Origin of the sequence: Ruegeria sp. THAF33, assembly GCF_009363615.1 — a bacterium.
In the GTDB taxonomy this organism is placed as follows: domain Bacteria; phylum Pseudomonadota; class Alphaproteobacteria; order Rhodobacterales; family Rhodobacteraceae; genus Ruegeria.
On sequence record NZ_CP045384.1, the window covers coordinates 1,079,869 to 1,093,016 of the forward strand.

Here is a 13,148-nt window from a genome sequence, read left to right on the forward strand (position 1 = left end):
GGCCAAGCAGATCGGAGAGCTTTCATGAATATCCTCATTCTCGGCAGCGGAGGGCGCGAACACAGCCTGGCATGGGCAGTGCTGCAAAACCCCAAATGTGATCGCCTGATCGTTGCTCCGGGGAATGCGGGGATCGCGCAGATCGCGGATTGTGCCGCTCTGGATATTGAAAACGGCGGGGCTGTTGTCGGCTTTGCCGAAGAAAATGCGATTGATTTCGTGATCGTCGGGCCCGAGGCGCCTTTGGCGGCCGGAGTGGCTGATCGGTTGCGCGAAGCCGGAGTATTGGTTTTTGGACCCTCGGCCGAGGCGGCAAAGCTGGAAGCGTCGAAAAGCTTCACCAAGGAAATCTGCGACGCGGCCAACGCCCCCACCGCAGCTTATGCCCGGTTTACCGAAGCCGAACCCGCCAAAGCCTATATCCGCGAACAGGGCGCACCAATCGTGGTCAAGGCTGATGGTCTGGCCGCAGGCAAGGGCGTTATCGTTGCGATGGACGAAAAGACCGCACTGGACGCCATTGACGACATGTTCGGCGGTGCGTTTGGCGGTGCCGGTGCGGAAGTCGTCATTGAAGAATTCATGGATGGCGAAGAAGCCTCGTTGTTCGTTCTTTGTGATGGTGAGGACATTCTTTCTGTCGGGACGGCCCAGGATCACAAACGGGTTGGCGAGGGCGATACCGGGCTGAACACGGGCGGGATGGGCGCGTATTCTCCGGCGCCGGTGTTGAGCGAAGAGGTGGAGGCGCGCGCGATGGAAGAGATCGTGCGCCCCACCATCGCCGAGATGAAGCGTCGGGGAACGCCGTTTCAGGGCGTTCTTTATGCAGGTTTGATGATCAAGGACGGGCAGCCAAGGCTGGTTGAATACAACGTCCGCTTCGGTGATCCGGAATGTCAGGTATTGATGATGCGGTTGGGCGCGCAGGCGATGGACCTGATGCACGCCGCCGCCGAAGGCAGGTTGGGTGAGATGCGGGTGAATTGGGCGGATGACCATGCCATCACGGTGGTAATGGCCGCCAATGGCTATCCGGGTGCTTACAAGAAAGACACTGCGATCAAAGGGCTCGAAGGCCTGCCCGAAGACAGCCGGAACATGGTATTCCACGCTGGTACAAAGAGTGTCGATGGAAAGGTGCTTGCATCGGGCGGGCGCGTGCTGAACGTGACCGCCCGTGGGAACACGCTGCAAGAGGCGCGCGACCGGGCCTATGAAATGGTTGAAGCTGTGGATTGGCCTGACGGGTTTTACCGGCGCGATATCGGGTGGCGTGCTCTGGATGGTTGACGGGGCAGGGGCTTTGCCCCCTCGGCCTTGCGGCTTCCCGGCGCTGCGCGCGTTCGCGGTCGAAATCGTCCACTGGACGATTTCCTTTCAACCGCTCACGCCCCGGGATATTTTTGGCCAGATGAAGAGGCGGATCAGCAGTTCAGGGCTTGGGCAAGGCTTTTGCGGCCGTTGAACGGGCCCCGGTCGGATGTGATCCAGCCGTCGTCGTAGAAGACGCTGACGATCCGCGTCCAGTCGGCGCTGGCCACGATCAATTCCGGGCGGTCGCCGCAGGTGCGCAGGCCACCGGAAATGAAATCTTCACCGATCCTGTGGTTGGTCAATCCGGGCAGAGCCGCGATTTCGGTCAGGGCGTTGTCTTTGTAGCGCCAGATGCGCAGCGTTTTGGCCAAGTGAGGGCGATCGACATAGGCGATCTCGATATGTCCGTCGCCGTCCAGGTCGGCTGCCCCGGTCGGGGCGAGCCAGCGGAAGCGGGTACCGATATGAGGCGTGGCCGCGATCTTGTCTCCGGCGGCGTCGTAGATCGCAAGTTGAGCCCCTGATTTGTCGTGGGATTCAACGACAATTGCTTCGCGCGCGCCGTCCAGGTTGACGTCTGCCAAACGCGGAGCGAGGTCTTCGAACACGCGATCCTGCGGCAGTCGAACAGTTACGACCGTAGTGTCGGTCGTAAATTCCATCGCGCCATATTCGATCGTGTCACCCAGGACGCCATGGGCGTAACGGGTGGTTGGTTCTGTGAAGCGGGCGTCGTTTATGGTTTCCGCCGCGCCAGCTTGTGGCAGCGCGAGCCAAAGTCCGAAAGATAGCAAAGCGCCGCGTGCCCGACGTTGCCAAAAGCGGCGGGGCAGGCGCGGCGCATCGTTGTGCATCAGATCTGCTTTTCGGGCATCTGAACGACCAGACCGTCCAGCGCATCGGTGACCTTGATCTGGCAGGTCAGGCGCGAGCGGGCCGGGTCGGGCTCATAGGCAAAGTCCAGCATGTCTTCTTCCATGTCATCCTTGGCCGGGATTTTCTCGACCCAGTCGGGGTGGACGTAGACATGGCAGGTCGAGCAGGCGCAGGCGCCGCCGCAATCGGCCTCGATGCCGGGGATGTTGTTGTCACGGGCCCCTTCCATGACGGTCAGTCCGTTGGCGACCTCGACTGTGTGTTCGGTACCGCCGTGCTCGACATAGGTGATCTTTGCCATTGCGTGCGTCTTCCTTTTGCGATGTTCGATTTCTTCCTTAGTGAAGGCATTTAGGTCTTTCCAGCCTCATTTGCGACTCAGCGCGCCGTGTATGGACTTTCTTGTTGTTTGTTCTATTTTTGTTCTCATGCTTGTTACACCCATTCGCCCTGTGGTTTCAAACCGGGATTGGCCGCGCCCGCCGTCCTGTCTGCCCTCCAGCCAACTGGATTCCCCGCCCGAGGGCGCGCGCGTGGCTGTGGCCGGGCTTGTGATCCTGCGGCAGAGGCCGGGGACGGCCAAGGGCGTGATCTTTCTGACGCTTGAAGATGAGACCGGGATCGTGAATGTGGTGGTCTGGCGCAAAATCTACGAACGGTTCCGCCGTGCGGTGATTTCGGGGCGTTTGCTGAAGGTGACGGGCCGGATGCAGCGGGCGCATTCAGTGACCCATGTGATTGCGGAAGAAATCGAGGATATTTCGGGGATGCTGGATATGCTGGTGCAGGGCGCAGGGGCGGCCTGCCGTGACGGACAATAGCGAGCGGCTGCCTTGCCGCCTTGCGCACAGCAAGACCTGTGCGCTGATGAATGTCGGTAAGTTTCCGCATATCACGCTGGGTCAAAGGCGCTTTTCCGCCAATTCGGCATTGGTCGGTCGACTCTTTGATGCCGTGTTAGTACTGCGGGCATCTCTATGCGTCGGCCTGTGTCTGAACGCAGGCGCGACGGCACGCTACTCAACATCTTCTCAGAGTCAGTTCAGATGCCCGAAGTAACACGAAATGGATCGTTCGAAAAAACCGTCCAGCTGGATGAGAGCCAGATTGCCGGTCGCCTTGGCGAACTGTTGGAGCATACGCGTTCAAAAGGATACGTGCATACCGCCAGAATGATCGAGGAAGCGTTGAGTGCCCACTCTTTCGAGCGCAGACACCTTGGGAACACCCAAAAATACCTCTCGGAATTGCAGCGTCTAAAGCGCAAAGAGATGACACGCTTGGTGCGGGAAACGGATGGGAAGAAGCAAGCGGCTTTTATTCTGACACCCCGGATGCGCGTTGACCACAGAAATCCTGCCGCGCTGCGCAGTGGAGCTTGGAGGAACACCCCGATGCCTTTCCCGGCGGAACCCGAATTCAAGTTTCGCTAGCCGAACCTGCCGTGGCCAAGGCGGACAGGGCTGATGATCCGCGTCAATCCAAACGGGTTTTCAACGCAGTCATCTCTTGAACAAGACCTCCTGCGCCTGCTTGTCACGATTGTCTCCTCGTAGCTCTGCGTGCAGAGCGCGCCCGGCCTGAACACCGGGGCGGGTGCCGACGGTCTTCAGCCATCGCGCAAAGTGGGGTTTGTCCTCCAGCACTTGCTGCTGCCCTTCCCACAGGCTGGCCCAGCCCCAGATCGACATGTCTGCAATCGAATAGAAGTCTCCGGCAACGTATTCGTTCTCGGCCAGCCGTCTGTCGAGCACCCCGTACAAACGACCGACCTCGGCCCGGTAACGATCTTTGGCATAGGGCAGGTCCTGTGGCGGGTTCAGTTGCGGGGCGTATTTCAGGAAGTGATGCGCCTGACCGGCCATCGGGCCAACACCGCCCATCTGCCACATCAGCCATTCTTCGACGGCGATCCGATCACGCTCGGTCCTGCCATAGAACTGCCCGGTCTTGCGGGCCAGATACATCAGAATTGCCCCGCTTTCAAAAACCGAGATCGGTGCACCATCCGGCCCGTCAGGGTCCACGATTGCGGGCATCCGGTTGTTCGGGGCAATTTTCAGGAACTGCGGGTCGAACTGATCGCCCTTTCCGATATCGACCAGATGCGTGGTGTAGGGCAGCTCCATCTCTTCCAAGGCGATGGACACTTTCCAGCCGTTCGGTGTGGGCCAGAAGTACAGATCAATCGGGTCGGCCATGTGTTCTCCTGATGTTGAAGGGATCATGCGGGTTTCTGCCGGTTCGGCAAGGGCCGCTTACGAAAGCGTGACCGAAACGCAGGCCGGGCTTGACCGCAAACCGCCCGGGGCGTATTGCCATACCAGAGCTTCGTGGCGATTTGTTACCGGATTGCGGGCCACGCTAAACAACACCGCTAAAAGGTCAGGATGAAAGACCCCTTTCGCTTGGCCGCGTCTGGGGTTTTTTGTTTGCCTCTGCCGGAGGCTGAAAGGGAATGAGATGAGCGAGAACTGGAACAAACGCACCCAAGCCGTCCATGGCGGTGTCCGCCGCAGTCAGTACAACGAGGTGAGCGAGGCGATTTTCCTGACGCAGGGCTTTGTGTACGAAACTGCCGAACAGGCCGAAGCCCGGTTTCTGGAATGCGGCCCTGATGAGTTCATCTATGCCCGCTATGGCAACCCGACGGTCTCGATGTTCGAACAGCGCATCGCGGCCCTTGAAGGTGGCGAGGATGCGTTTGCGACGGCTTCGGGCATGGCGGCGGTGAACGGTGCGCTGACCTCGATGCTGAAGGCCGGGGACCATGTTGTTTCAGCAAAGGCACTGTTCGGGTCCTGCCTGTACATTCTGGAAAACATCCTGACCCGTTTTGGCGTCGAGGTGACCTTTGTAGACGGCACCGATCTGGAGCAATGGAAGGCAGCGATCCGCCCGGACACCAAGGCGGTCTTCTTCGAGTCGATGTCGAACCCGACTCTTGAAGTGATCGACATCGCATCCGTGTCCAAGTTGGCCCATGCCGTCGGGGCGATTGTGGTGGTGGACAACGTGTTTTCGACGCCCGTCTTTTCGCGCGCGATGGAACAGGGCGCGGATGTGGTCGTTTATTCGGCGACCAAGCATATTGATGGGCAGGGGCGTGCGCTGGGCGGTGTCATCATCGGCACCAGGGATTTCATCCGCGGAACCGTCGAGCCGTATCTGAAGCATACCGGCGGCGCGCTCAGCCCGTTCAATGCCTGGGTCATGCTCAAAGGTCTGGAAACCATGGCGCTGCGCGTCAATGCGCAGGCCGACAGCGCACAACGGATCGCAGAGGCGCTGGAAGGGCATCCCGCGTTGGCGCGCACCCTTTACCCCGGTTTGAAGACCCACGCGCAAAATGCTCTGGTTCAATCGCAACTTGGTGGAAAAGGCGGGACCGTGTTGTCCCTGGATATCAAGGGCGGCAAGGACGCGGCTTTTGCTTTCCTGAATGCGCTGACCATTCCTGTGATCTCGAACAATCTGGGCGATGCCAAGTCGATCGCAACGCACCCGGCGACCACAACGCACCAACGTCTCAGCGATGCGCAGAAGGACGAGTTGGGCATTACGCCGGGCCTGATCCGTTTTTCCGTAGGCCTGGAAGACGCCAGAGACCTGCTGGCAGACATCCAGCAGGCATTGGAGGCTTCGCAGAAGCAAACAGCAGCACAGTGACAAGCCTCTTACCACTAGGGGTCGTCGCGTTGTCTGTGAACGGGGCGTCTTTTCGGGTGGTGTTCGCGGTTGAAGCCTGGCCTTTGTGTCTGCGAAAGGCGTATTTCGTTGCAGAATGACGGTTTTGCGCCGGTTTTTTCAATCCGGACTGCTATTGCCTGCGTATTGGGTTAAACTGGTAAATCACCTGCAGTCGTATATATTTCTACGACCAATCGAGGAACCGCAGCCGATGAACATTCACCCGCGCGACATTGATGAGACCCCGGATCAGGAAAAAGCCGCCGAGGCCCTGAAAGTTCTGCGGCAATGGGCGGAATCTGCGACGGCATCCGAGATCAGCCAACTGGATCCGGCTATTGCGCGGCTGGTGCCCGGCCTGACCCGGGTGAACTATCCTTCGCTTTCGCGCGAGTACCCGGAGGGTTTCTCGGTTGACGCGGATTACCGAGCGTCGTTGCCCGACTTGCAAAACGGCCCGTCCAGCTTGATACGCGGTGCCAAGCAGCAGATCCAGCATGTTGGCATCTCGAACTTTCGCCTGCCGATCCGTTTCCATCGGAAAGATGGGGAAGACCTGACGCTTGAGACATCTGTTACGGGCACCGTCAGCCTTGAGGCCGAGAAAAAGGGAATCAATATGTCCCGGATCATGCGGTCTTTTTACAAACATGCCGAGCGTACATTCAGCTTCGAAGTCATGCAGGCGGCGCTTGACGACTACATGACCGATCTGGACAGCTTTGACGCACGTATCCAAATGCGGTTTTCTTACCCCGACAAGGTCAAGAGCCTGAGATCGGGTCTGGAAGGATATCAATATTACGACATCGCTCTGGAACTGGTTGAGACGGGCGGTGTGCGCCAGAAGATCATGCACCTGGACTATGTCTATTCCTCGACCTGCCCGTGCTCTCTGGAGTTGAGCGAACATGCCCGTGTCATGCGGGGACAATTGGCAACACCGCATTCGCAACGATCTGTCGCGCGAATTTCCGTGGTCGTGGATTGCGATGCCGATTGTCTTTGGTTTGAAGACCTGATCGAGTTGTGCCGACGCGCGGTGCCGACCGAAACTCAAGTTATGGTCAAACGCGAAGACGAACAGGCTTTTGCCGAGTTGAACGCAGCCAATCCGATTTTTGTCGAAGATGCGGCGCGCTTGTTCTGCGCCGAATTGCTGGCAGATCATCATGTTGGTGATTTCCGGATAATAGCCAGCCATCAGGAAAGCCTGCATAGCCACGACGCTGTGTCGATTCTGACCGAAGGCCCAACCTTTGCGGCATCCAGCTTGGATCCAAGATTGTTCAACACTTTGTTTCACGTTGGGTGAACACCGCCGTGTAAGCGATTAGGATTTAATCAGAGATTTCGGCGGTAGGCGTTCTTTTGCCGCAATGCAGCAAAAATGCTGCATTTGCGCAGTCGTTTGTTGTATATCTATCGTGAATGCAGCAGCTGGATGCTTGCAATTTGATTGGCTGGCCGCCCCGAAAAGGATGCCGAGACGTGAGACGCCTTGGACTGCAAGACCGCGACCACCGTTCGAGAAATCGAAGAGGGCAAGGCGTTTTATCCATCACATTTGGGCTGCATCGTTATTACAGGAGAAGCATGTAATGAATCCGATTACCCAACCGCTGGAGTTTCAAGCTGCGGCAATTCGCATGGCTGGTTACGCAATGGTCAACCAGATGAAGATCATGCAGATCGTGGCCCGTTCAGCGTTCGAATTGCCGATGGCTCCTGTGCAAGCGTTGCACGTGGCTGCGGCGTCCCCGGAAAAGCCGGTGGAAAAGACGACAATCAAGGCAAAAGCCACTGCGCCGCGTGTGCAAAAACCTGCCGTCAAAAAGACCGCAGCAGTGAAAAAAACCGTAACGAAGGTCACCGCCGGTAAACCTGAGCCCAAACCTGCGGAGTTTTCCGCGAAGCCGCGCGCCGCCGTCACGCCAAAGGCTGAACCTGCGGCGATAGCAAAGCCCGTACCAAAACCAGCACCCAAACCGGCGCCGCAGCCAAAAACAGAATCGAAACCGGCTGCAGCTGTTGCAAAAAACGCCAAACCGGCTGCGCGGAACGCGACTGCAACCACGTCTTCCTCTCGCGCGTCGGCCCCGGCAAAAAAACCTCGTACCCGACCGGCGGCTTCTGCGACCAAGGCACCTGCTGCGCGTGCCAAAGCCGCTAAGCCTATCGAACAAACCGTTTCGACCCCAGCAAAAACCGCGCCCCTTGCTCCCAAAGCAGAAACTCAGCAGTCGGCGCCCGCTGCTGCGCGGTCAAAACCTGCGGCATCGGCAGAACAATCAAAACCGCAGGCGCGCAAAACGCGACCGCCGTCGAAACCGCCCGCAATGCCGGGAGCGGATACCAAAACAGACACGTAAACCGGGATCATCTGCTTGACACGGTCGGGCTGGCGCGCCAACGCTGCGCGTTATGATGGATCTTCGCCCGGTCGGATATGTGATTGGCTTGCTGGTCGCCATTCTTGGGGCGACCATGCTGTTTCCTATGCTCGCGGACATTATCGAAGGTCGCGGCGAATGGAATGTGTTCCTGGAAAGCGCGATAATCACAATGCTGACCGGATCCGTCCTGGCGATGAGTTGCTCGAACGGTGTGGGCGAGGGGCTGACCATCCGGCAGACCTTTTTGCTGACAACCGGTGTTTGGGTCGCGCTGCCGGTGTTTGGTGCAATCCCGTTTCTGTTCGGTGAAACCGAGCTGCGCTTTGTCGATGCCTATTTTGAGGCGATGTCAGGCCTTACGACGACCGGTTCGACCGTAATATCAGGGTTGGACACGCTGCCAAAGGGCCTTTTGTTGTGGCGCGGTATCCTGCAATGGCTGGGAGGCATCGGTATCATCGTCGTCGCGATGGTATTCCTGCCCGAATTGCGGGTTGGTGGCATGCAAATCTTCCGCTCGGAAGGATTTGAAACCATGGGGAAAATCCTGCCTCGCGCGCAGGAGATTGCGGGGCAGATTTCCCTGATCTACGTCTTCCTGACTCTTGTGTGCGTGCTGGTCTATGCCGCGTTTGGGATGAGCTTTTTTGACGCGTTAGTGCATGCTTTCACGACGGTGTCCACGGGCGGTTTTTCGAACTATGATGCCTCGTTTGGAACATTTTCAGGCCCGGCCGAATATGCTGCATCCGTCTTCATGATACTGGCGGCTCTTCCCTTTGTGCGCTATGTCCAGTTGGCCAATGGTCATACGGCGTCGTTATGGAAAGACAGTCAAATCCGGGCATTTCTGGCGACCATTCTGGTTCTGGTTGTCATCATGTCAGTCTTTCTGACCTCGGTCTTTCCGCATCATTGGGAACAGGCGTTCCGCGAGTCACTGTTCAACATCACCTCGATCATTTCGGGGACAGGATATGCCAGTGTCGATTACATGGGGTGGGGCAGCTTTCCGATCATGCTGTTTTTCCTGATCGGATTGATCGGTGGATGCGCGGGGTCGACTGCGTGTTCGATCAAGGTTTTTCGCTATCAGTTGCTGTTCGCCTCAATCAAAAGCCAGATCAAACGGATCAGGTCCCCGCATGGCGTGTTCATGCCGCTCTATGATGGAAGGCCGGTCGGACGGGACGTTCTGACATCGGTGATGAGCTTTTTCATGTTCTTCGTTCTGTCGATGGGAGTGTTGTCCTGGGCGTTGGCACTGACAGGTCTGGACTTCATTACTTCGGTGTCCGGGGCCGCGACGGCGCTGGCGAACGTTGGACCGGGTCTCGGCGATCAGATCGGACCGGCGGGTAATTTTGCAGGTCTCAACGATACGGCCAAATGGCTGCTGACAACTGGAATGCTGGTCGGGCGGCTCGAGCTTTTAGCGGTATACGCGATCTTCACCGTTCAATTCTGGAGAGGCTGATGAAAAGACCCCTTGGCGCGCAAATCTCGCATATGCTCAAGGATCGTGGCGTGGATGTGATTTTCGGTATACCGGGCGTCCACAACCAGGAAATGTATCGTGGTATCGAAGAGGCCGGCATCACGCATGTTCTGGCCCGGCACGAGCAGGGTGCCGGATTCATGGCTGATGGTTACGCGCGCGCAACCGGCCGCCCCGGCGTCGCCTATGTGATCACCGGCCCTGGTTTGTGCAACATCATGACCCCGATCGGACAGGCCTACAGCGACTCGGTTCCGATGCTGATTCTGTCCTCTTGTCTGGATGAAACGCAGGCTGTCCGGGGTCAGTTGCACCAGATGAAAGATCAGCGTGCTGCCGCCGGCACGGTTGCGGATTGGTCTGTCCAGGCCAACTCCGCCGAAGCTGCCTATGGGCTGATAGAACGGGCGTTTGAAGAATTCGAGCTTTCTCGCCCGCGCCCCAAGCACATTCAGGTGCCCATCGCGCAGTTGCAGGCAGAGGCCGACCCCGCGCCGTTCCCCAACCAGCCTGCGCTGCGCACCAAAGCCTTGCCGCCTGACGTGTCATCGGTCGCGTCCATGTTGAACCTTGCCCGCAGGCCGCTGTTCATCCTAGGTGGCGGATGCAGGTCGAATGATTGGCGTCAGATTTTGACACAGCTGGGGGCGGCCTGCTTTACCACTTATGCCGGGCGCGGGCTGCCGGGTGCAAATTATCCGCTGGACTTCGGGTCCATGTTGCCGCGTCCCGGCAGCGCCGAGGTAATCGCGTCGGCGGATCTGGTCGTTGCGGTCGGGGCCGAGCTGGGCGAGGTCGATTTGTGGCGGCAGGATTTGGGGCACAAGGCGACCTTGATACGCGTCGACCTCGACCCCGAGGTTCTTTCGGATCGCCATCGCGCCGCCATCAAGCTGCAAGTCGACAGCCAGAGCTTTGCCCGCGCCTTGTGGCACGCAACTCAGGACATGAAACCAGCAACAGGCTGGTCACCCGAGGAAGTCGCCGAGATGCGCGCCCGCTGGCGTGCCGAGGTGGATGCAGAGCGGCCCGGAATCGTGCCGATCGCGGATGCTTTGCGCGCTGCCATGCCGGCCGACACCATGATCTATTCGGACATGACGCAGTTTGCCTATGTCGCCAAAGAGGTATGGGACATGGCCTATCCTCATCACTGGCATCATCCGACGGGGTTTGGCACCCTTGGCTATGGGTTGCCCGCCGGTATTGGCGGGGCGGTTGCCCGGCGCGGCAAACCCACGGCGGTTATCGCCGGGGATTACGGGTTCCATTACACAATGCAGGAACTGGGCGTGGCGGTTGAGTTGGGATTGTCGCTGCCCATCATTCTATGGGACAATGGCAAACTAAAGGAAATCGAGGACAGTATGGTGCGCAGCCAGATCGCGCCCAACGCGGTCATGGCGCATAATCCCGATTTCTGCAAACTTGCCGAAGCCTTTGGTGCGCGCTCCTCGGCGCCTTCGAATGTAGCAGAGATGCAAAGTGCAGTAAGGGCCGCATTCGATGCGCCTGTGCCGACCTTGATCCACGTCACACCTGACATTCTGTAACGAAAATGCGCCGCACTTTCATGCGGCGCTTTTTTGCTGAGGTGCTGTCGGATCAATCCCAGCAGTGAACCAGAACCGTCATGCCGGTTGCGCGCCGGTTCAACTCATTGGGTGATATCTGTATGGTTTCTTCGCTCGATTGACCGGACACTCCGGCCTCTGCAAGAATTTCGGTCAACCGATCAACGGTGGCCGCAAGGCTGACCGAAGCGGGCAGGGTGCGCCCTTCGGACGGTGTGGGCAACAACATTCCGACGACGTTGCCGCTGTCGTTGAAGACCGGGCCGCCTGCATCACCGGGTTGGGCGTTCAGCGCCAGACGCTTGACGCCGGTCTCACCGTTCAGCCCACGTATGTCCGCGACCTGCCCGTAGGTCAGGGTGGGGCCACCCAATACGCCCTGATAGGAAAAGCCGGACACGGCCACCTCTGACTTGATGCGCGGCTTGGTGGCACTGAACGCGGCGACGCTCATGGGGGCGAGCGTTTTTGCAGGGCGCAGGACTGACACGCCAAGTTCAGGGTCAGTCAGGGCCAGTTGAACCTCTTGATCACCATCCAGAGTGATCCGCGTGCAGCTCTCCGCGGCCTCGGAAACCGTCAGTACTGTCCCGTTCTCATCCGCGAAGAAACCAGAGCGCGTCAGCCGAGGCTTACGGACCTGAAGGCCTGACACCAGATCGATGCGCTGTTCTGCGGATGCACCGGCGGCGGCATCCAGAACCGCATCCTTCGTGCGGAAGCTGGATGTCATCGCTGACAGAACTCGCAGGCGACGTGCCTCGTCTCCTTCGGGCCAGACAAGGGTGAAGCCCTTGATTTGTCCATCGGCCAATTGCGCTTGCGTAAAGGACACTTTGCCGTTGCCGCGTCCTTCAAGGGTAAACCGGTCGCGGCCCAGTTCACGAGGGCCATTCAGTGGAACGATCTCAAGCGATTGCATCACTTCGTAGAGCGCGCGGAGCGTGTTCTTGTCCCCCTCCTGGCTGATCAGGAGCGCCTTGGCGTTCAGGTCAGAAATGCTTTTGAAATGTGCGAAGGGGGCCTCATAGCGATCAAGGCTGACAGCGCCCAGAGGCATGTCGAGCACGATCCCGGCCTTGTCGTCGGAATACCGCTCCATTCCGACAGAGATCAGCGGCGCGTTGTATTCATCCATCAGGGCCTTGCGCTGCAACGTCGTCAGAACGCCCGTGGCGTCAAACCCGTTATAGCGCTGCCAATCGCTCATCGATCGGCGGGTGCCTTGCCCGAACGCACCATCAATGGTCGAGTTGTAAAACCCCGCCGCGCGCAGAGCCGTTTGCAGATCCTTGCGTTCCTGCGCGGTCAACAGACGTTCGGACTGAAGCGCCTGCGCACGGGTTTCATCCGAATCCTGTGGTGTGGCGACTGCCGGAGCCTCTTCCGGTTGTGCCGCTTGTTCAATTGGTGCCGCGACGGCGCCACGGTTCAGAACGTTTGCCCCGATGGGCCAGAACTGTTGCCCCATCGCGCTGGAAAACGCGATGTAACTGTCGCGCGGGATCTGGCCTTCGGCCCGATAGACGCGCAGCACCTGTTCGGCATCGGTCCGCGCATAGGGGCCGATGACGATCGCGTACCAGCCGCTGTTCAGGCGAAAACCGTTCACATCCGGCAAAGCACTGGCATAGGCCTGTGCCCGTTCCTGCGCTTCGCGCAGTGATGGCTGGGCCTCGACCTGGACCCAAACGCCGGGATCTTGTTGTGCGGTTGCGGCGCGCAGGCCGACCAGAAGAAACAATAGGATTGCTGAAAATACGCGTGTCATAGTCTGCCCGTCTTATGCAGTGTTCA

General features: G+C 58.7%; 12 protein-coding genes and 1 riboswitch. Of the genes, 8 read left to right on the plus strand and 4 right to left on the minus strand.

The features are described from left to right. Window positions 1–24 precede the first annotated feature (24 nt). Window positions 25–1,293 (plus strand): phosphoribosylamine--glycine ligase, encoded by a 1,269-nt coding sequence (gene purD, locus FIU92_RS05480; RefSeq protein ID WP_152457601.1) that lies wholly within the window; start codon window positions 25–27, stop codon window positions 1,291–1,293. A 134-nt stretch (window positions 1,294–1,427) separates the two neighbouring features. Here purD and FIU92_RS05485 read toward each other — a convergent pair whose 3' ends face one another. Next, a complete protein-coding gene (locus FIU92_RS05485; protein WP_152457602.1) occupies window positions 1,428–2,171 on the minus strand; it encodes a VCBS repeat-containing protein in 744 nt (247 codons plus the stop codon). Next, complete coding sequence (locus tag FIU92_RS05490) at window positions 2,171–2,494, minus strand: 2Fe-2S iron-sulfur cluster-binding protein (protein WP_152457603.1); 324 nt, start codon at window positions 2,492–2,494, stop codon at window positions 2,171–2,173. Before FIU92_RS05490 ends, FIU92_RS05485 begins: the two co-directional genes overlap by 1 nt. Window positions 2,495–2,621: 127 nt before the next feature. On the opposite strand from FIU92_RS05490, the gene FIU92_RS05495 reads away from it, so the two are divergent. Then, a complete protein-coding gene (locus FIU92_RS05495; protein ID WP_152459842.1) occupies window positions 2,622–3,014 on the plus strand; it encodes an OB-fold nucleic acid binding domain-containing protein in 393 nt (130 codons plus the stop codon). A 225-nt stretch (window positions 3,015–3,239) separates the two neighbouring features. Further along, window positions 3,240–3,626 (plus strand): hypothetical protein, encoded by a 387-nt coding sequence (locus FIU92_RS05500; protein WP_152457604.1) that lies wholly within the window; start codon window positions 3,240–3,242, stop codon window positions 3,624–3,626. A gap of 69 nt (window positions 3,627–3,695) precedes the next feature. Here FIU92_RS05500 and FIU92_RS05505 read toward each other — a convergent pair whose 3' ends face one another. Next, window positions 3,696–4,394: a glutathione S-transferase N-terminal domain-containing protein gene (locus tag FIU92_RS05505; RefSeq protein ID WP_152457605.1), complete on the minus strand. Its 699-nt coding sequence runs from the start codon at window positions 4,392–4,394 to the stop codon at window positions 3,696–3,698. Window positions 4,395–4,516: 122 nt separating this feature from the next. Further along, window positions 4,517–4,594, plus strand: a riboswitch (SAM riboswitch). Window positions 4,595–4,656: 62 nt separating this feature from the next. On the opposite strand from FIU92_RS05505, the gene metZ reads away from it, so the two are divergent. The 5 genes from metZ to FIU92_RS05530 all read left to right on the plus strand — a co-directional run bounded on the left by metZ (window position 4,657) and on the right by FIU92_RS05530 (window position 11,330). After that, on the plus strand, window positions 4,657–5,862 hold the full coding sequence (gene metZ / locus FIU92_RS05510; protein ID WP_152457606.1) for an O-succinylhomoserine sulfhydrylase: 1,206 nt from the start codon (window positions 4,657–4,659) through the stop codon (window positions 5,860–5,862). A gap of 232 nt (window positions 5,863–6,094) precedes the next feature. Then, window positions 6,095–7,198, plus strand: coding sequence for a GTP cyclohydrolase FolE2 (folE2, locus tag FIU92_RS05515; RefSeq protein WP_152457607.1), 1,104 nt, complete (start codon window positions 6,095–6,097; stop codon window positions 7,196–7,198). 112 nt (window positions 7,199–7,310) lie between these two features. After that, window positions 7,311–8,255 (plus strand): hypothetical protein, encoded by a 945-nt coding sequence (locus FIU92_RS05520; RefSeq protein ID WP_172978472.1) that lies wholly within the window; start codon window positions 7,311–7,313, stop codon window positions 8,253–8,255. Between the two features lie 52 nt (window positions 8,256–8,307). Continuing rightward, the gene (locus FIU92_RS05525) at window positions 8,308–9,756 is read left to right on the plus strand and encodes a TrkH family potassium uptake protein (RefSeq protein ID WP_152457609.1); all 1,449 of its coding nucleotides are present in this window, start codon (window positions 8,308–8,310) and stop codon (window positions 9,754–9,756) included. Continuing rightward, window positions 9,756–11,330: a 5-guanidino-2-oxopentanoate decarboxylase gene (locus FIU92_RS05530; protein WP_152457610.1), complete on the plus strand. Its 1,575-nt coding sequence runs from the start codon at window positions 9,756–9,758 to the stop codon at window positions 11,328–11,330. Before FIU92_RS05525 ends, FIU92_RS05530 begins: the two co-directional genes overlap by 1 nt. A 52-nt stretch (window positions 11,331–11,382) precedes the next feature. Here the strand turns inward: FIU92_RS05530 and FIU92_RS05535 are convergent, their stop codons facing one another. Further along, window positions 11,383–13,122 carry a serine protease gene (locus FIU92_RS05535; protein ID WP_152457611.1) on the minus strand — a complete coding sequence of 580 codons (1,740 nt, stop codon included), beginning with the start codon at window positions 13,120–13,122 and terminating at the stop codon, window positions 11,383–11,385. Between the last annotated feature and the right edge of the window lie 26 nt (window positions 13,123–13,148).